Below are 17,498 nucleotides of genomic sequence, written 5' to 3' on the forward strand. Positions count from 1 at the left end.
GCCTCCCGGCGAGCGTTCCGTACCTGCTTCCGGCGCTGCGGCTCGCCGCGGCGAACAGCGTGGTCGGCACCGTCGTCGCCGAGGTCTCGACGGGTCTGCCGGGAGGAGTGGGGCGGATGATCCTCGAGTTCGCCAGCTTCGCCAGCGGGGACCCGGCCAAGCCCTGGGCTCCCTTGTTCGGGGCCGTCCTCCTGGGTCTCGTCGTCGCGGGGCTCGTCGGGCTCCTCTCGCTCCCCCTTGCTCGATTCCGCCGCGCGGAGGTGGTCGCATGAACGCCCCAGCCGTTCTCGTCGAGGGGGTCAGCCGTGTCTTCGGCACGGGTCCCGGAGCCGTCACGGCCCTCGACGACGTCAGCCTGCGGGTCGCGCCGGGGGAGTTCGTCTCGCTCATCGGCCCCTCCGGCTGCGGGAAGTCGACCCTGCTGCGCCTCATCGGCGACCTGGACCAGCCGAGCGACGGGCGCGTCGAGGTCTTCGGGAGGAGCGCGGAGCAGGCCCGTCTCGCCCACGACTACGGCATCGCGTTCCAGCAGTCGGGACTCCTGCCGTGGCGGACGGTGCGCGCCAACGTCGAGCTCCCGCTCGCCCTGCACGGAACCGGGCGCAAGGGACGCCGGGAGCGCGCGGACCACCTCCTCGACCTGGTGGGCCTTGCCGACTTCGCCGAGCACTTCCCCGACCAGCTCTCCGGCGGGATGCAGCAGCGGGTCGCCATCGCCCGTGCCTTCGCCGAGGAGCCCAGCCTCCTGCTCATGGACGAGCCGTTCGGTGCCCTGGACGAGATGACCCGGGAGCGCCTGCAGGGTGAGCTCGTGCGGATCTGCGCCGAGACCCGCGCCGCCGTCGTCTTCGTGACGCACTCGATCCCCGAGGCCGTCTTCCTCTCGGACCGCGTCGTGGTGATGTCGGCAAGGCCCGGGCGGATCACCGACATCGTCGACGTCGGTCTCGGCGGGGAGCGCGGCGAAGGGCTCCGCGAGGACGCCGGCTACTACGAGGCCGTCATCCGCGTCAGGGAGGCTCTGCACGGCGGGGCCGAGGTCCCGAGCCGAGGAGTGGAGACGCGGTGAGCGCGGGCACCCGCGCGGGCCTCGAGCGCGTCCTGGCACCCGCCCTGCTCTTCGCGGCACTCATCGCCGCCTGGCAGGCGCTGACGGTCGTGGCGGAGATCCCCCCGTTCCTGCTGCCCAGCCCCGCGGCGATCGCCGAGGAGTTCGTCGCCCGGTGGTCGACGATCGGCGGCGCGATCCTCGTCACGGGCCGCAACGCGCTCGTCGGGCTCGTCGTCGGTGCCGTGCTCGGGATCGCGGCGGCGGTGCTCGCCGGGCTGAGCCACGTCGCCGACCGGATGATGGCGCCCCTGGCCGCGGCCGTCGCCGTCGTCCCGATCGTCGCCCTCGCCCCTGTCCTCTACACGATGTTCGGTGCAGCGGCGGAGACGGCGCGGCAGATCGTCGCAGCGATCGCGGTGCTGGTCCCGGTCTTCGTGACCACCCTGCGCGGGTTGCGACAGGTCCGCCCGGTGCACCTGGACCTCATGCGGGCGTACGCCGCGACATCGGCCCAGGCCACCCGGACGGTCACGATCCCCGCGGCGCTGCCCTTCGTGTTCACCGGCCTGCGGCTGGCCTCCTCGCTCGCGGTGATCTCCGCGATCGTCGCCGAGTACTTCGGCGGGCCGCGGACCGGGATCGGCTCGTTCATCACGACCGCCGCTGCCGGGAGCAACTACGCACGGGCGTGGGCCTTCGTCCTCGGCGGGATCGTCGTCGGGCTCCTCTTCTTCTCGGTGACCCTCGCTGCCGAGCACCTCGTCTCCCGCAGGAGCGGCCCGCGCAAGGAATGAGCACACCCCCCACTGTCCGCCTGCCGACGATGCCAGGACGGTCGTTCACCGCACCACCACGACAGATCCGCAGTCCAGGTAATGGCACGGCCACCGACCGCATGGGAGGCAATCGCATGACCATCACGACACGAGCAGGGGCACGCGCCGTCGTGTTCGGCGTCGCAGCAGCACTGGCACTCGCCGGCTGCGCGTCGTCCGACGCCGCCGCAGAGGCGACCTCGAGCGAGGCAGGTGAGACCGCAGCGGAGCTCACCCCCGTCACGCTCCAGCTGCAGTGGCTCACCCAGGCGCAGTTCGCCGGGTACTACGCCGCGCAGTCCGAGGGCTTCTACGAGGCCGCCGGGCTGGACGTCGAGATCATCCCGAGCGGCGGCGACATCGTCCCGCAGGACGCACTGGCCAACGGCGAGGTCGACTACGCGATCGCCTGGGTGCCGAAGGTGCTCGGGTCCATCGAGCAGGGCGCAGGCGTGACGAACGTCGCGCAGATCTTCGAGCGCTCGGCCACCCTCCAGGTCGCCTTCGCCGACTCGGGGATCACCGGGCCCGAGGACCTCGCAGGCACGAAGGTCGGCAGCTGGGGCTACGGCAACGAGTGGGAGCTGTTCGCCGGGCTCAACCAGGCCGGCGTGACGGACTTCGAGATCGTCCAGCAGGCCTTCGACATGAACGCCTTCCTCGCCGGGGACATCGACGCGGCGCAGGCGATGACCTACAACGAGTACGCCCAGCTGCTCGAGGCCACGAACCCCGAGACCGGCGAGCTCTACCAGCCGGAGGACTTCTCCCTCATCGACTGGAACGAGGTCGGCACGGCCATGCTCCAGGACGCCATCTGGGCCGACAGCGCCCGGCTGGAGTCGGACGAGGACTACCAGGAGACGACGGTCGCCTTCATCAAGGCGTCGATCCAGGGCTGGATCTTCGCCCGTGACAACGCCCAGGCCGCGGCCGACATCGTCACGGCCGCGGGCTCGACCCTCGGCGCGAGCCACCAGCTGTGGATGACGAACGAGGTCAACAAGCTGATCTGGCCGAGCACCTCCGGCGGCATCGGCATGATCGACCCCGCCGCCTGGGATGCCACGGTCGAGATGGCGCTGGGGACCTCCAACGAGACCGGCGCGACGATCATCACGGCCGAGCCGCCCGCCTCCGCGTACACCAACGAGTACGTTGAGCAGGCCCTCGCCGAGCTCACCGAGGCAGGCGAGGACGTCACCGGAGAGAGCTTCACGCCGATCGACGTGACCCTCAACGCCGGCGGCGCCTGAGCGCACCCCACCTGCGGCCGGGGCGGGCTCCCGCTCCGGCCGCAGGGCACGTCCACGATCAGAGAACGAGAGGCAGGGTCATGACCAGCACGACGACGGGTGCTCGTGGAGTCGAGTCGGACGGAGGAGCGACCCTCCGCCTGGACCGGGCTCATGTCTTCCATTCGTGGTCGGCGCAGGCGTCCCTCGCTCCGATGGCGATCGCCGGAGGGCGGGGCTGCGAGGTGTGGGACGTCGAGGGGCGCACCTACCTCGACTTCTCCAGCCAGCTCGTCAACATCAACATCGGTCACGGTCACCCGGCCGTCGTCGCGGCCATCCAGGAGCAGGCCGCGGTGCTCCCGACGATCTCTCCTGCGCATGCCAACCTGGCGAGGGGCCGGGCCGCCGAGGCGATCGTCCGGCACGCCCCCGAAGGCATGTCGAAGGTCTTCTTCACCAACGGCGGCGCCGACGCGAACGAGAACGCGATGCGGATGGCCCGCCTGCACACCGGACGGGACAAGGTCCTGTCCGCCTACCGCTCGTACCACGGCAACACCGGTGCCGCCGTGGTCGCCACGGGGGACTGGCGGCGCATGCCGAACGAGTTCGCCCGCGGCCACGTGCACTTCTTCGGTCCCTACCTGTACCGCAGCGACTTCTGGTCCACGAGCGCGGAGCAGGAGTCCGAGCGCGCGCTCGCGCACCTGGCCCGGGTCGTCGAGAGCGAGGGCCCGGGGACGATCGCCGCGATCCTCCTGGAGACGGTCGTGGGGACCGGCGGCGTCCTCGTCCCGCCGCCCGGGTACCTGGCAGGGGTCCGTGCCCTGTGCGACGCGCACGGGATCATGCTCATCCTCGACGAGGTGATGGCGGGCTTCGGCCGGACCGGCTCGTGGTTCGCCTTCGACCAGTTCGACGTGCGACCCGACCTGGTGACCTTCGCCAAGGGCGTCAACTCCGGCTACGTCCCGGCGGGCGGCGTGATCATCTCCGACGAGATCGCCGCGACCTTCGACGAGCGCGTCTTCCCCGGAGGGCTGACCTACTCCGGTCATCCGCTCGCGATGGCAGCGATCGTGGCGACCATCGAGGCGATGGAGGAGGAGAAGGTCGTCGAGAACGCCGCGCGGGTGGGCACCGACCTCCTCGCTCCGGGTCTCGCCGCCCTGGCCGAGCGTCACCCCGTCATCGGTGACGTCCGTGGTCTCGGGGTGTTCTGGGCCCTCGAGCTGGTGACCGACCGGGCCACCCGCACGCCGGTCTCCGCGGCCGCGATGGGCCGGCTCAAGGCCGAGCTCCTCGCGCGCAACCTGCTCCCCTTCCTCGCGAACAACCGGCTGCATGTCGTCCCGCCCTGCGTCGTCACCGACGACGAGGTCAACCGCGCCCTGGCGATCGTCGACGAGGCGCTCACCGTCATCGACCAGGAGGTCACCGCGTGAACATCGGTCGTGCCGTCGTCACCGGAGCGTCGTCGGGGATCGGAGCCGCCACCGTGCGGCGACTGCGCGCCGACGGGTGGGAGGTCGTCGCGGTCGCGCGGCGGGCGGACCGGCTCGAAGCGCTCGCCGCCGAGACCGGGGCTGTGGCGTTCGCTGCCGATCTCACCGTCCAGGAGGACGTCGACCGGCTCGCCGCCTTCGTCGAGGAGTCGGGCGGCCTGACCTCCTTGGTGAACAACGCCGGGGGAGCCTTCGGTCTCGAGCCGGTCGCCGAGGCCTCGCTGGAGGACTGGCGCCGGATGTACGAGCTCAACGTGCTCGGGACCTTGCGCGTCACCCAGGCCCTGCTGCCGATGCTCACCGCTTCCGGGCGGGGCGACGTGCTCGTGCTCACCTCGACCGCCGCGCACGGACCCTACGAGGGCGGGGCCGGCTACACGGGGGCGAAGCACGCCGAGCGGATGCTGACCACGACGCTGCGCCTGGAGCTCATCGGTCGTCCCGTGCGGGTGATGGAGGTGGCCCCCGGTGCCGTCGCGACGGAGGAGTTCTCGCTCGTCCGCTTCGGTGGGGACGCCGAGCGTGCAGCCAAGGTCTACGAGGGCTACGAGCCGCTCGCCGCCGCCGACGTCGCCGACGTCATCGCGTTCGCGCTGAGCCGCCCGCACCACGTGAACATCGACACGCTCGTGGTGCGTCCGCGCGCGCAGGTCTCGAACACGCAGACCGCCCGGAGCTGACGACGGCCGCGGTCCGGGCGGGTCAGCCGACGACGGTCCGGTCGCGCCCGGCGCCCTTGGCCGCGTAGAGCGCGGCGTCGCTGCGGCTGAGCAGGGTCTCGGTCGAGGCCTGCCCGTCCCAGACGGTCAGGCCAACGCTCACCGTGATGCGTCCGCGTGGCATCTCCATCGGCCAGGTCAGCGCGGAGACGGAGGTCCGGATCCGCTCGCACACCGCCGTGGCCGCGTCGAGGTCGGCGTCGGCGATGAGCAGGACGAACTCCTCCCCGCCGTAGCGCGCGGCGAGGTCGCGGTCGCGGACCGCACCGGCGATCGTCGCGGACACCCGGGCGAGCACGTCGTCGCCGACCTGGTGCGAGAGGGTGTCGTTGACGGCCTTGAAGTGGTCGATGTCGATGGTCGCGAGGGCGAACGGCATGTCGGCGCTCTGCCAGAGCGAGATGGTCTCGTCGAAGGTCCGTCGGTTCGGCAGGCCGGTGAGGGCGTCGTGGGAGGCCTGCCACGCGAGGGCCTCGTTGTGCGCCTCCAGCTGGCGTGCACGCCGACGCTGCGCCTCGGCCTCCCGCTCGGCCCGCTCGATGTCCAGCCGTGAGCTGAGCAGCACCGCGCGACGTTCGGCCACGGCCGCGTTGAGCTCGACGGACAGCTCGTGGAGCTCGTGCAGGGCGTCGAGCGCGCCGGTGGTGTCGCCGGCGGCCTCGCGGGCGGCGACGAGGGTCTCCAGGAGACCCAGCCGCTCGGTCGGTCGTTCCATCGCGTGGCACTGCGCCACCCCGGTCTCGGCCTCGGCGACGGCCTCGGCGATCGCACCGGTCTCGAGCAGCCATCGGGCGTGCAGCCCTCGAAGGGCGAGCCGTGCGCGGTCGCTCGGGAACCTCTCGAGCATCGCCGACGTCGCCTCGAGCGCCGACCCGCAGTGCCCGAGGTCCTTGGCGAGCAGATGAGCGGTGGCGAGGGCGATCCGGGCGTCGATCGCCGCTCCGGTGAGCCCAGCGGCGTCCGCCTCGTCGATGGCCTGCTGAGCGACTCCGGCGGCACGTCGGGCGGCGGCGACGGCGCCACGGGGGTTGGCCGACGTCAGGCGCTGGGCCGTGACGACGTAGTGGCGTGCCAGGTTGGTCTGGGCGACCGCGGCCATGTCCGTCTCGCCCGCCGCGATCCACGTGCGACGGGCGTTCTCCAGCGACTGGAGGGCCTGCGGGGCGAACTGCGGCATCGCCGTGTACACGAGACCGAGGTCGTTGAGCACCTCCGCGGCGCCGATCGTGTCCTCGGCGAGCCGACGCAGCGCGATCGCTCGGTGCAGGTGGTCGACGGCGTCCTCGTACTGGCCCAGGTCGTGGTGGACGAGCCCGCGCACGCTCAGCGCCCTGGACTGCCAGGAGAGGTCCTCGGCCCGCTCGGCGAGCTGCTCGGTCCGGTCAGCAGCGGCGAGGGCGTCGCCGTCCCTGCCCAGCAGACGGTAGGCCGAGGCCACGATCCAGGACAGCCGCATCTCGGCGTCGAGGTCCCCTGCGCCTCGCGCGCACTCGACGGCGTCGGCGGCGCGCGTGGCGCAGGCGTGCGGATCCGCGTGCAGGAGCACCTCGAGCTCGTCGATCTCGAGCGGGAGCCGATCGCAGGGGCGGGCGGGAGTCGTCAGCTGTGCGGTCGGCACCGAGTGCACTGTCGTCCCCTCCCTGCGACCCGTGACGGCTGTCGGATCGTTCATCGGCCCATCCTTGCCGATCCTGAGAGGTCCACGAGGCGTTTCGCCCCGACCCACAGGGAGGTCCCAGGTTGATCAGGGGGGCAGGTCCGGCAGGTCCGGCCTCAGGCCTGCTCGTGCCGCCCGGCCCAGACCCGGAGGCTGTCCCTGACGAAGCGGGCGCCGTCGACCCCGCCGTAGTTCGCCGCGAAGCGCTCGTCGGCGACGTACATCTCGCCCAGTCCGCGGACGTACCCCAGGTCCGGCTCGCCGGGGCTGCCCGGCGTCCCCGGGATGCTCCCGAGCCACGCGACGTGGCGGGAGGCGAGCGCCTGGGCGGCGGGGGAGGACGGGTCCGTCCCTGCGGCTGCTGCGGCCGACCAGTCCTCCGCGAGTCGCCGCTGGTCCGCTGCCCACCGCCCGCGCTCCTCCGGAGTCATGCCGCGCCACCACCGGTCACCCGAGGCCCAGGCCTCGGACCCCCAGCGCTCCTCCACCTCCGCGCGGTGCTCGTGGTGGTCGAATCCGTCCAGGATCTCCTCTGCCATGAGGTCCTTCCCTTCGTGCAGTGCTGTGAGGGTCCGGCGGACCGATGCGGTCCGCCGGTCGAGCAGCTCGCGTTCCTTCGCGAGCCAGAGCAGGTGCTCCTCCAGGGCCGGCACCGGACTGGTCTCCCGGTCGAGCACGGCAGTGATGCGCGGAAGGGCGAGGCCGAGCTCGCGCAGCAGGAGGATGCGTTGCAGCCGTCGGATCTCCTGCGGCCCGTACCAGCGCATCCCTGACCCGTCGACGAGGGCCGGCCGGAGCAGGCCGATGGCGTCGTAGTGCCGCAACGTCCGACTCGTCACCCCGGCCAGCCGGGCGAGGGTCTGGATCGACACGTCCGTCGTGGTGCGCGCTGCCATGCTGCGACGGTAGAGGTTGACGCCGCGTCAACCGCAAGGGGTGCCCTCCGGACGTCCGGGCGCCGCTCGGCTCGGGGCGACTAGCCTCCCCGCATGACACATCCCGAGCTCGCGACGGGCGGCACTCTGCCCACCACCCGTGAGGTGATGGACTGGGCCCTCTTCGGGACCGCGACGAGGGAGATCGCCCAGGCCGTCGTCGACTCCGGTTTCGAGCCGGATGTCGTGGTCGCCGTGGCGCGCGGCGGGCTCCCCGCGGGTGGGGCGGTCGCCTATGCGCTCGGCACCAAGGCCGTCGCCACGCTCAACGTGGAGTTCTACACCGGGGTGGACGAGCGGCTCGCCGATCCGGTCGTGCTCCCGCCGTTGCTCGACACGGCTGCGCTCGACGGCCAGCGGGCACTGCTCGTCGACGACGTCGCGGACACCGGCGAGACCCTCGCCCTGGTGCGTCGGCTGCTCGTCGAGCACTGCGCCGAGGTGCGCACGGCCGTCCTGTACGCGAAGCCGCACTCGGTGATCGATCCCGATGTCGTGTGGCGGCGCACGGACCGATGGATCACCTTCCCGTGGTCGGCGCTCCCGGTGGTCACCGCGTCGTCCGCCGGTGCCGAGCGAGCCGGGGCCTAGAGCTCGAGGGTGGCGACGGCAGTCCCGGTCGGTGCGGGTGAACCGCCGTACGGCTCCTCGGTGACCATGAGCTCGTAGACGTTGCCGAGGTCGGTCTTGACGACCGCCGTGACGTCGCCGTGCTCGGGCATGAAGGTCTCGCCCGGCTCGCAGGTGCCGTCGGAGCGCATCATCCAGACCTGGTAGACCATCCCGTCGCCGTCCGGCATCGGCACGTCCTGCCCCATGATCGCCACGGCCCCCATCTCGGCGCTCAGCACGACGTGCGACGCCCCGAGCGCCACGTCGTGGCTCACCGCGTCCGGCGCCGACACGATGCGCATGACGGTGGCCTGCACGGCCTCGGCCTGGAGCGCATGACGTCGGTCGTTGACCACCGTCGTCCCACCTGCGACGCCCACGACGAGTGCCGCCGCGACGGCGGCGAGGGTCGTCCACCGCGGGAGCCGCCGGCCGTCGAGTCGTCGGACCGTCGCCGCCCCGGTCCCGCGGTCCCGGACCGCTGCGGGCTCCTGGTTCGTCGCACGGCCCCCAGCCGCCCCGGTCGAGGGTGCGGGCGGGACCTGCGGGGTCCTGGCGATGCGTGCCCTGACCTCGTCCTTCATCGCCGAGGGTGGCGCGATCGACTCGGCGAGTGCGAGTCGCACGAGCACCTGGTCGAGGGACCTGACCTCCGTGCGGCAGTCCTCGCAGCTGTCCAGGTGCGCCTCGAACTCCGCCTGCTCGGCCTCGTCCACGGCACCGAGGATCCAGGCGCCGGTGAGGGCGTGCGGATTGGTCGTCACTGCTCCACCCCCATGGCGTCGCGCAGGCGGATCAGCCCGTCGCGGATCCGGGTCTTGGCCGTGCCCAGTGGCACGTCGAGCGCCGCCGAGACCTGCTGATGGGTGTACCCGCGGAAGAAGGCGAGCTCGATGGCCTCGCGCTGGATCGTGGTGAGCGTCCCCATGGCGCGCCGCACGAGTGCCGCGTCCCACTGCCGTTCGAGGGTGTCGACCACGACGTCGTGGTCCGCCGCGACCCACGTCGCGGCCTCCTTGGAGATCGTCGCCGTCCGGACCTCCTCGCGGCGTACCCGGTCGACGGCGCGCCGGTGCGCCATCGTCAGCACCCAGCCCATCGCCGTGCCGCGCTCGGGGTCGAAGCGTGCGGCGAGCCGCCACACCTCGCCGAGCACCTCCTGGGCGACGTCCTGCGCCAGGTCGCGGTCGCGCAGGATCCGCACCGCGAGGCCGAAGACGGGCCCGGCGATCCGGGCGTAGAGGAGCTCGAAGGCGTCCTCGTCGCCCAGGGCCACGTCGGCGAGGAGGGCCTCCGGGGCTCGCTCGGCAGGGGGCTCCGCAGGGTGCGGAGCCCGGTGCGGCTCGCTCGGCAGGTCCATCGCTCCTCGTCGTTCGTCTGCGGCACTCGTCACGTCCATCATGGCGGCCGCCGGCTCGGCCGGTCGACGCCGTCATCCTGGTCTTCGCATGCCGTGGGTCCCCGGATGGGTCCTGGCGAAGGCGACCGCGCGCACCGGACGTCCGGGATGACGTGCCCGTCCGCCCATGAGCCGCAGGCCCCTTCCCGTGGGCGCCGCGATGCGCCACGGTAGGGGTACGCCCCGGGGGAGGTGGCTCGCATGAAGGTCGTGCAGTGGATCCTGGTCGGCATCCTCGCCTTCGCCGCGGGGTGGGCATCCGTGAGCTACCTCACGACGGATCCCGTCGACATGGCGGGGGCGCTCGCCCTCGCTCTCGTCCTGCTCTTCCTGCTCGTCGGCCTCATGGCGTGGAGGTTCCGCGGTCGCGCCCTGGCGGGTGCCTCGCTGGTCGCGCTCGTGGCGGTCCTCGGCGGCTACACGCTGAACGCCTCGGTCGTCCTGGGGCGTCAGGACCCCCGCGAGGTGCCGACGCTGACCCGTACGGCCGACGACCAGGGCGACGGCCACACGGCCGTCATCTACTTCACCCACGGCGAGCCGGAGACCTACGACCCGATCGGGTGGCTCAACCAGTTCCGCGAGTTCGACGAGCAGGGCGTCTCGTTCGTGCCGTTCCTCGCCCGACCTGCCTTCCTCCAGCAGCTGCGTGACGCCTACCTGACGGTCGGGTCCAGCCAGCACCGCCAGCGGCACCTCGTGATGGCCCAGGCCGTCGAGGACGAGCTCCTCTCCCACGGCAAGGACGTCCGGATCTACCCCTCCTTCCTCGACGACGACCCCCGGCCCGACGCGGCGCTCGTCCGAGCGCTCAACGAGGGTGCGAGCCAGGTCGTGGTGGCCGAGGTGTTCGTCTCGATCTCCAACCACACCGCCGAGGGCGAGGAGCAGATCCGGTCCGTCGACGCGGAGTCCCTCGGCGTGCCGGTGCAGTTCACCGGTCCCCTCTGGGACTCCCCGTCCCTGCACGAGATGTTCGTCGACAAGGTCGAGGTCGCGCGGGGGGACGTCCCGCGCGACGAGGTCGGCGTGCTCCTTGTCGGGCACGGTCAGCCGGACGAGTGGGACCGGGAGTGGCCCACCGAGACCGAGCACGAGCTCGGCCTGCGCACCCACATCATCGACGCGCTCGTCGAGTCCGGGTACACCCGGGCGAACCTCGAGCTGGCCTGGATGTCCTTCAAGGAGCCGAACGTCCCCGACACGGCGGAGCGGCTGGCCGCACGGGGCGTCTCGACGCTGATGGTCTTCTCCACCGGCATCAGCGCCGAGTCGATCCACAGCCAGTACGACGTGCCGGAGCTCGTCGCCGAGGCGACGCTCCCCGCCGGTGTCGAGGTCGTCAACCTCGGCGCCTGGAACGACCACCCGCTCGCCATCCGGGCGATCGTCGAGCGGGTCGAGGCGCTCCTGCCTGCCGGGTCCTGACGCCCGCGCGCCGAGCCACCCGGTCGCGGATCGCGGGTCCGTCGCGGCTACGGGTACGATCACGCCCACAGGCATCGACCCGGCCATCACCGGTGAGCCTCCGGAAGAACAGGGCCGGCAGTGCCGGGCCCCCAGTAGAACCGGACGGGGCAGGCCCGTCACAGCCGTCGTCGAGGGGTCGTCGTCCACCTGCGGTGGGCGTCGGCAAGCGAGGTGGTACCGCGGTGGTGCCCGGCCGGTCCGGGTGTCGTCGTCCTCGTGGACCGCCTGCCGCGTCCATCGGGACGCCGAAGGAGACCACCCGTGGCCTACCCGCTGCACCGCTCGACCGACGCCCTCGCGTCCGTTCCCGCCTCGCCCGACCTCCCCGCCATCGAGCGCGAGGTCCTGGCGCACTGGCAGGAGGACGGGACCTTCCAGGCTTCCGTCGACCAGCGCGCTGCCGGCGAGGACGGAGGGAACGAGTTCGTCTTCTACGACGGCCCGCCCTTCGCCAACGGACTTCCCCACTACGGGCACCTGCTGACCGGCTACGCCAAGGACATCGTCGGGCGCTACCAGACCCAGCGCGGCCACCGGGTGGAACGCCGCTTCGGCTGGGACACCCACGGCCTTCCTGCCGAGCTCGAGGCCGAGCGGATCCTGGGGATCACGGACAAGTCCCAGATCGACGAGATGGGCATCGCCGCGTTCAACGAGGCCTGCCGCAGCTCCGTGCTGCGCTACACCGACGAGTGGCAGGAGTACGTCACCCGGCAGGCACGCTGGGTCGACTTCGAGAACGACTACAAGACCCTCGACGTCACCTTCATGGAGTCGGTGATCTGGGCGTTCAAGCAGCTGCACGACAAGGGTCTCGCCTACGAGGGCTACCGGGTCCTGCCGTACTGCTGGCGCGACGAGACGCCGCTGTCGAACCACGAGCTGCGGATGGACGACGACGTCTACGCCTCCCGGCAGGACCCGGCGCTGACCGTCGGTGTCCGGCTGGAGACCGGTGACCTCGCACTGCTGTGGACGACGACCCCCTGGACGCTGCCCTCGAACCTCGCGCTCGCGGTCGGGCCGGAGATCGAGTACGTGACGGTCGTACCCGGCGAGGGCACCCCGCTCGCGGGCGAGCGCGTGCTGCTCGCCGCCTCGCGGCTCGCCTCCTACGCCCGCGAGCTGGGCGAGGAGCCGCAGGAGGTCGCCCGGGTGACCGGGCGCGAGCTGGCAGGCCTGCGGTACACCCCGCCGTTCGACTACTTCGTCGGCAACGAGAACGCCCACCAGGTGCTGCTCGGCGACTTCGTGTCCACCGAGGACGGCACCGGCCTCGTGCACCTCGCTCCCGCTTTCGGCGAGGACGACATGGCCGTGTGCGACGCCGCAGGGATCACGCCCGTCGTGCCGGTGGACGCCAAGGGTCGCTTCACGGCGGAGGTCGCGGACTACGCGGGGCAGCAGGTCTTCGAGGCCAACCCGCACGTCATCGCCGACCTCAAGGCCGGAACCGGACCGCTCGCGCGCGTCGAGGAGGGCCGTCGCTCCGTCGTGCTGCGCCACGAGACCTACGAGCACTCCTACCCGCACTGCTGGCGCTGCCGGAACCCGCTCATCTACAAGGCCGTGTCCAGCTGGTTCGTGCGCGTCACCGCCTTCCGCGACCGGATGGTCGAGCTCAACCAGGACATCACCTGGGTGCCGGAGCACATCAAGGACGGGCAGTTCGGCAAGTGGCTCGCGGGTGCGCGCGACTGGTCGATCTCCCGCAACCGCTACTGGGGAACCCCCATCCCGGTGTGGGTCAGCGACGACCCGCTGCACCCGCGCGTCGACGTCTACGGCTCCCTCGCCGAGCTCGAGGCCGACTTCGGCCGGCTGCCGCTGAACGACGCAGGCGAGCCGGACCTGCACCGGCCCTTCATCGACGACCTGGTCCGCCCCAACCCGGACGACCCGACCGGGCGGTCGACGATGCGCCGGATCCCCGACGTCCTCGACGTGTGGTTCGACTCGGGCTCGATGCCCTACGCCCAGGTGCACTACCCCTTCGAGAACGCCGACTGGTTCGAGCACCACTACCCGGGCGACTTCATCACCGAGTACATCGGGCAGACGCGCGGCTGGTTCTACACGCTGCACGTGCTGGCCACCGCGCTGTTCGACCGCCCTGCCTTCCGGACCTCCGTCTCGCACGGGATCGTGCTGGGTTCGGACGGGCGCAAGATGAGCAAGTCGTTGCGCAACTACCCGGACGTCAACGAGGTCTTCGAGCGGGACGGCTCGGACGCGATGCGCTGGTTCCTCATGGCCAGCCCGATCATGCGCGGCGGGAACCTGGTCGTCACCGAGGAGGGCATCCGCGGGGAGGTCCGTCAGGTGCTGCTCCCGCTGTGGAGCACCTGGTACTTCTTCACCCTGTACGCCAACGCCGCGGACGGCGGCGCCGGGTACACCGCGAGCAGGGTCGATCCCGCGCGCGTGCCCGGTCTCGCGCCGATGGACCGCTACGTCCTGGCCCGGACGCACGACCTCGTCACGAGCGTCACCGCCCAGCTCGACGAGTTCGACGTGCCGGGAGCCTGCGAGTCCGTGCGCGAGCACCTGGACCTGCTCACGAACTGGTACGTGCGCACCCAGCGCGACCGCTTCTGGGCGGAGGACCACGACGCCTTCGACACCCTGTGGACGGCGCTGGAGGTCCTCACCCGGGTGATGGCACCGCTCGCACCGCTCCTGACGGAGGAGATCTGGCGCGGACTGACAGGTGAGCGCAGCGTGCACCTGGCCGACTGGCCGGCGACGCTCGGTGCCGAGGGTCTCGTCGTCGAGGCGGGTCTCGTCGCCGATGACGACCTCGTGCGGGCGGTGGACGAGGTGCGGGCGATCGTCTCGGCGACCCTCGGCGTGCGCAAGGCGAAGGGGCTGCGCGTGCGGCAGCCCTTGCGCGAGCTGGGTCTCGCACTGACCGACCCGGCAGCCGTCGAGCCCTACACGGAGCTCATCGCCGCGGAGCTCAACGTCCGGCACGTCACGCTGGTCGACCTCGCGCAGGTCGGCCCGGCCGAGCTCGGCGTCGAGACCCGGCTGGCCGTCAACGCCCGCGCGGCGGGGCCCCGCCTCGGCCGCGGCGTCCAGGAGGTCATCCGTGCGGCGAAGGCCGGCGACTGGCGCGAGGTCGAGGGGAGCATCGTCGTCACCACCCCGACCGCCGAGGTCACCCTGGAGCCGGGGGAGTACGAGCTCGCGACCGTGGTCGCCGAGGGGCGCGGTGACGACCAGGCCGCAACCGTGCTGCCCGGCGGTGGCGTCGTCCTGCTCGACATCGCCCTGGACGAGGAGCTGCTCGCCGAGGGAATCGCTCGCGACGTCGTGCGTGCCGTGCAGGACGAGCGCAAGGCGAGCGGGCTCCAGGTCGCCGACCGGATCCGCCTGCACCTGACCGTCCCGGAGGAGCAGCTCGTGGCTCTCGGGACCCACCGCGCGATGGTGGCGACGGAGACGCTCGCCGTCGAGGTCGAGATGGTGGCGGGCGAGGTCCCTTCCGGGACGGTCGCCCTCGTCCGGGTCGCGGCGGTTCCGGCCGAGAGCGCGGTGCAGTCATGACGGCCGACCCGGGTCAGGAGGCCCTGCGCGAGGTCTACGCGGGGATCCTCGACCGTGCGCCGGAGCACGACTTCGAGCCGACGCTCGGCAGGGTCGCGGACGTCTGCGACCTGCTCGGCCACCCGGAGCGGGCGTTCAGGGTCGTCCACCTCACGGGGACCAACGGCAAGACCTCGACGACGCGCATGGTCGAGCGGCTCCTGCGGGAGCACGGCCTGCGGACCGGCCGGTTCACGAGCCCGCACCTGAGCAGCGTGACCGAGCGCATCGCGATCGACGGGGAGCCCCTCAGCCCCGAGCGCTTCGTCGAGGTGTGGCAGGACGTGGCTCCGTACGTGCACCTGGTCGACCAGCGCTCGCTCGAGGCCGGGGGGCCGCGGCTGAGCTTCTTCGAGGTGCTGACCGTGATGGCCTTCGCCGCCTTCGCGGACGCACCGGTGGACGTGGCGGTGATCGAGGTGGGTCTCGGGGGGCGCTGGGACTCGACCAACGTGGTGGACGGCGAGATCGCCGTGCTCACCCCGATCGCCCTGGACCACGAGCGGTGGCTCGGGCACGAGCTCACCGAGATCGCCGGTGAGAAGGCAGGGATCATCAAGGACGGTGCCACCGTCGTCATGGCGGAGCAGCGTCCGGAGGTCGAGGGCGTCGTCCTGCCCGTCGCCGCCGAGCACGGCGCGAGGCTCCTGCGCGAGGGCGTGGACCTGGGGGTCGCCGGGCGGCGGCTCGCCGTCGGGGGGCAGCTGCTCGACCTGCGCACCCCGGGTGGGCTCTACACGGAGGTCTTCCTGCCGCTGCACGGGGCGCACCAGGCGCACAACGCCGCGCTCGCGCTCACGGCGGTCGAGGCGATGATCTCGGGGAGCGGGACGCTCTCCGGAGAGATCGTCGAGGTGGCCTTCGCCGACATGCACTCCCCGGGACGGCTCGAGGTCGTGCGGTCCTCGCCGACCGTCCTGGTCGATGCGGCCCACAACCCCCACGGGGTCGATGCGCTCGTCGCGGGCGTCCAGGAGGCCTTCGCGTTCGAACGACTGGTCGGCGTGGTCGGCATCCTCCAGGACAAGGACGCGGAGTCCATCCTCGCCGGGCTGGAGCCGCTTCTCGACGAGGTGGTGGTCACCCGTTCCGGGTCGCCGCGCGCGCAGGAGGTCGACGAGCTCGCCGAGGTCGCACGGGAGGTCTTCGGCGAGGACCGCGTGCACACCGCCGAGCGGCTCGACGAGGCGATCGCCCTCGCCGTCGAGCTCTCCGAGGCGGCCGTCGAGGGCTCCCCGACGGGTGCCGGTGTGCTGGTGACCGGCTCGGTGACGATGGCTGCGGAGGCGAGGACGCTGTTCGGTCGGCCCTGATCGGGAGCGGACCGACGTGGCTGCCGAGGGTCTGCACGAATGTGCAGACCCTCAGCACGTCGTCGCCTTGACCATGGCTTGACCGACCCCAATGCTGAGGTGCGGGGGCACCGGACACATCGAGGTGCCCCGGGACGCGCGGTAACGATGCCGCGTGCGAGGGGTCGTGACACAGGGAGTCAGGCATGAAGAAGCTCATCAACGATCCGGCACACGTCACCGACGAGTCCGTCGAAGGATTCGGCCTGGCGCATGCCGACCTTGTCGCCGTGCACACCGACCCGACCTTCATCAGCCGCGCCGGCGGGGCTGTGCAGGGCAAGGTCGGCCTGGTCAGCGGCGGTGGCAGCGGTCACGAGCCGCTGCACGGGGGCTTCGTTGGCGCAGGGATGCTCGACGCCGCCGTCCCCGGCGCGATGTTCACCTCGCCCACGCCCGACGCCATCGCCCCGGCGACGGTCGCGGCCAACGGCGGTGCGGGCGTCCTGCACATCGTGAAGAACTACACCGGCGACGTCCTGAACTTCGAGACCGCGGCGGAGCTCGCCGACGCCGACGGCATCGAGGTGCGCACCGTCGTGGTCAACGACGACGTCGCGGTGGAGGACTCGCTCTACACCGCCGGCCGTCGTGGCGTGGCCGGGACGCTCTGCGTCGAGAAGATCGCCGGCGCCGCTGCCGAGCGCGGGGACGACCTCGCAGCGGTCACCGCCGTCGCCGAGAAGGTCATCGCCAACGTGCGGTCGATGGGTGTCGCGCTCTCGGCCTGCACGGTCCCGCACGCCGGCGTGCCGAGCTTCGACCTGACCGACGAGGAGATCGAGATCGGCATCGGGATCCACGGAGAGCCCGGTCGTCGCCGCGTCCCGATGGCCCCTGCCGACGAGATCACCTCGATGCTCACGACCCCGGTCCTCGACGACCTGAAGCTGGCCTCCGGCGAGAAGGTGCTCCTGCTCGTCAACGGCATGGGCGGCACCCCGCTGTCCGAGCTCTACGTCGTGTACCGCGCCGCCCGCGCGATCATCGAGGCGCGCGGCGGTGTCGTCGAGCGCTCGCTGGTCGGCAACTACGTGACGTCCCTCGAGATGCAGGGCGCCTCGGTCACCGTGCTGCGGCTCGACCCCGAGCTCACCGAGCTCTGGGACGCACCGGTCACCACCCCCGCGCTGCGCTGGTGACGCTCGGCGCCGCCC

At 72.0% G+C, this 17,498-nt stretch carries 14 protein-coding genes and 1 pseudogene; 11 read left to right on the forward strand and 4 right to left on the reverse strand.

What is annotated here, in order from left to right:
• The 6 genes and pseudogenes from ABWK99_RS04540 to ABWK99_RS04565 all read left to right on the forward strand — a co-directional run.
• Window positions 1-272: pseudogene (locus ABWK99_RS04540) on the forward strand (ABC transporter permease); the annotation flags it as partial.
• On the forward strand, window positions 269-1,069 hold the full coding sequence (locus tag ABWK99_RS04545; RefSeq protein ID WP_372593510.1) for an ABC transporter ATP-binding protein: 801 nt from the start codon (window positions 269-271) through the stop codon (window positions 1,067-1,069). The pseudogene ABWK99_RS04540 and the gene ABWK99_RS04545, both read left to right, overlap by 4 nt.
• Window positions 1,066-1,845, forward strand: coding sequence for an ABC transporter permease (locus ABWK99_RS04550; protein ID WP_372593511.1), 780 nt, complete (start codon window positions 1,066-1,068; stop codon window positions 1,843-1,845). Before ABWK99_RS04545 ends, ABWK99_RS04550 begins: the two co-directional genes overlap by 4 nt.
• 116 nt (window positions 1,846-1,961) lie before the next feature.
• The gene (locus tag ABWK99_RS04555; RefSeq protein WP_372593512.1) at window positions 1,962-3,122 is read left to right on the forward strand and encodes an ABC transporter substrate-binding protein; all 1,161 of its coding nucleotides are present in this window, start codon (window positions 1,962-1,964) and stop codon (window positions 3,120-3,122) included.
• Window positions 3,123-3,202: 80 nt separating this feature from the next.
• Complete coding sequence (locus tag ABWK99_RS04560) at window positions 3,203-4,549, forward strand: aspartate aminotransferase family protein (protein ID WP_372593513.1); 1,347 nt, start codon at window positions 3,203-3,205, stop codon at window positions 4,547-4,549.
• Entirely contained in the window at window positions 4,546-5,289 is a 744-nt protein-coding gene (locus tag ABWK99_RS04565; protein WP_372593514.1) for an SDR family oxidoreductase, read from the forward strand. Before ABWK99_RS04560 ends, ABWK99_RS04565 begins: the two co-directional genes overlap by 4 nt.
• A gap of 22 nt (window positions 5,290-5,311) precedes the next feature.
• On the opposite strand, the gene ABWK99_RS04570 is transcribed toward ABWK99_RS04565, so the two are convergent.
• Together ABWK99_RS04570 and ABWK99_RS04575 are read right to left on the reverse strand one after the other, a co-directional pair.
• Entirely contained in the window at window positions 5,312-7,000 is a 1,689-nt protein-coding gene (locus ABWK99_RS04570) for a diguanylate cyclase (protein ID WP_372593515.1), read from the reverse strand.
• Between the two features lie 101 nt (window positions 7,001-7,101).
• On the reverse strand, window positions 7,102-7,881 hold the full coding sequence (locus ABWK99_RS04575; RefSeq protein ID WP_372593516.1) for a TipAS antibiotic-recognition domain-containing protein: 780 nt from the start codon (window positions 7,879-7,881) through the stop codon (window positions 7,102-7,104).
• Window positions 7,882-7,974: 93 nt separating this feature from the next.
• Between ABWK99_RS04575 and ABWK99_RS04580 the strand changes: the two genes are divergently transcribed.
• The gene (locus ABWK99_RS04580; RefSeq protein ID WP_372593517.1) at window positions 7,975-8,511 is read left to right on the forward strand and encodes a phosphoribosyltransferase; all 537 of its coding nucleotides are present in this window, start codon (window positions 7,975-7,977) and stop codon (window positions 8,509-8,511) included.
• Here the strand turns inward: ABWK99_RS04580 and ABWK99_RS04585 are convergent.
• Together ABWK99_RS04585 and ABWK99_RS04590 are read right to left on the reverse strand one after the other, a co-directional pair.
• Window positions 8,508-9,296 (reverse strand): anti-sigma factor domain-containing protein, encoded by a 789-nt coding sequence (locus tag ABWK99_RS04585; RefSeq protein WP_372593518.1) that lies wholly within the window; start codon window positions 9,294-9,296, stop codon window positions 8,508-8,510. The two genes, ABWK99_RS04580 and ABWK99_RS04585, sit on opposite strands and share 4 nt — an antisense overlap.
• A complete protein-coding gene (locus tag ABWK99_RS04590; RefSeq protein WP_372593519.1) occupies window positions 9,293-9,892 on the reverse strand; it encodes a sigma-70 family RNA polymerase sigma factor in 600 nt (199 codons plus the stop codon). The genes ABWK99_RS04585 and ABWK99_RS04590 overlap by 4 nt, the downstream gene beginning before the upstream one ends.
• A 240-nt stretch (window positions 9,893-10,132) precedes the next feature.
• Between ABWK99_RS04590 and ABWK99_RS04595 the strand changes: the two genes are divergently transcribed.
• From ABWK99_RS04595 to dhaK, 4 genes are all read left to right on the forward strand, one after another.
• Window positions 10,133-11,359 (forward strand): sirohydrochlorin chelatase, encoded by a 1,227-nt coding sequence (locus ABWK99_RS04595; protein WP_372593520.1) that lies wholly within the window; start codon window positions 10,133-10,135, stop codon window positions 11,357-11,359.
• A 303-nt stretch (window positions 11,360-11,662) separates the two neighbouring features.
• On the forward strand, window positions 11,663-14,950 hold the full coding sequence (gene ileS / locus ABWK99_RS04600; protein ID WP_372593521.1) for an isoleucine--tRNA ligase: 3,288 nt from the start codon (window positions 11,663-11,665) through the stop codon (window positions 14,948-14,950).
• Entirely contained in the window at window positions 14,947-16,302 is a 1,356-nt protein-coding gene (locus tag ABWK99_RS04605) for a folylpolyglutamate synthase/dihydrofolate synthase family protein (RefSeq protein WP_372593522.1), read from the forward strand. The genes ileS and ABWK99_RS04605 overlap by 4 nt, the downstream gene beginning before the upstream one ends.
• Window positions 16,303-16,487: 185 nt before the next feature.
• Window positions 16,488-17,483 (forward strand): dihydroxyacetone kinase subunit DhaK, encoded by a 996-nt coding sequence (dhaK, locus tag ABWK99_RS04610; protein ID WP_372593523.1) that lies wholly within the window; start codon window positions 16,488-16,490, stop codon window positions 17,481-17,483.
• Window positions 17,484-17,498 lie beyond the last annotated feature (15 nt).

The organism is Actinotalea sp. (genome assembly GCF_041597215.1).
Lineage (GTDB): Bacteria > Actinomycetota > Actinomycetes > Actinomycetales > Cellulomonadaceae > Actinotalea.

Excerpts from the sequence above, each read along its gene's own strand:
- ABWK99_RS04545 (WP_372593510.1), top strand. The coding sequence starts at position 269 with ATGAACGCCCCAGCCGTTCTCGTCGAGGGGGTCAGCCGTGTCTTCGGC.
- ABWK99_RS04555 (WP_372593512.1), top strand. The coding sequence starts at position 1,962 with ATGACCATCACGACACGAGCAGGGGCACGCGCCGTCGTGTTCGGCGTC.
- ABWK99_RS04560 (WP_372593513.1), top strand. The coding sequence starts at position 3,203 with ATGACCAGCACGACGACGGGTGCTCGTGGAGTCGAGTCGGACGGAGGA.
- ABWK99_RS04570 (WP_372593515.1), bottom strand. The coding sequence starts at position 7,000 with ATGAACGATCCGACAGCCGTCACGGGTCGCAGGGAGGGGACGACAGTG.
- ABWK99_RS04575 (WP_372593516.1), bottom strand. The coding sequence starts at position 7,881 with ATGGCAGCGCGCACCACGACGGACGTGTCGATCCAGACCCTCGCCCGG.
- ABWK99_RS04580 (WP_372593517.1), top strand. The coding sequence starts at position 7,975 with ATGACACATCCCGAGCTCGCGACGGGCGGCACTCTGCCCACCACCCGT.
- ABWK99_RS04590 (WP_372593519.1), bottom strand. The coding sequence starts at position 9,892 with ATGGACCTGCCGAGCGAGCCGCACCGGGCTCCGCACCCTGCGGAGCCC.
- ABWK99_RS04595 (WP_372593520.1), top strand. The coding sequence starts at position 10,133 with ATGAAGGTCGTGCAGTGGATCCTGGTCGGCATCCTCGCCTTCGCCGCG.
- ABWK99_RS04605 (WP_372593522.1), top strand. The coding sequence starts at position 14,947 with ATGACGGCCGACCCGGGTCAGGAGGCCCTGCGCGAGGTCTACGCGGGG.
- dhaK (WP_372593523.1), top strand. The coding sequence starts at position 16,488 with ATGAAGAAGCTCATCAACGATCCGGCACACGTCACCGACGAGTCCGTC.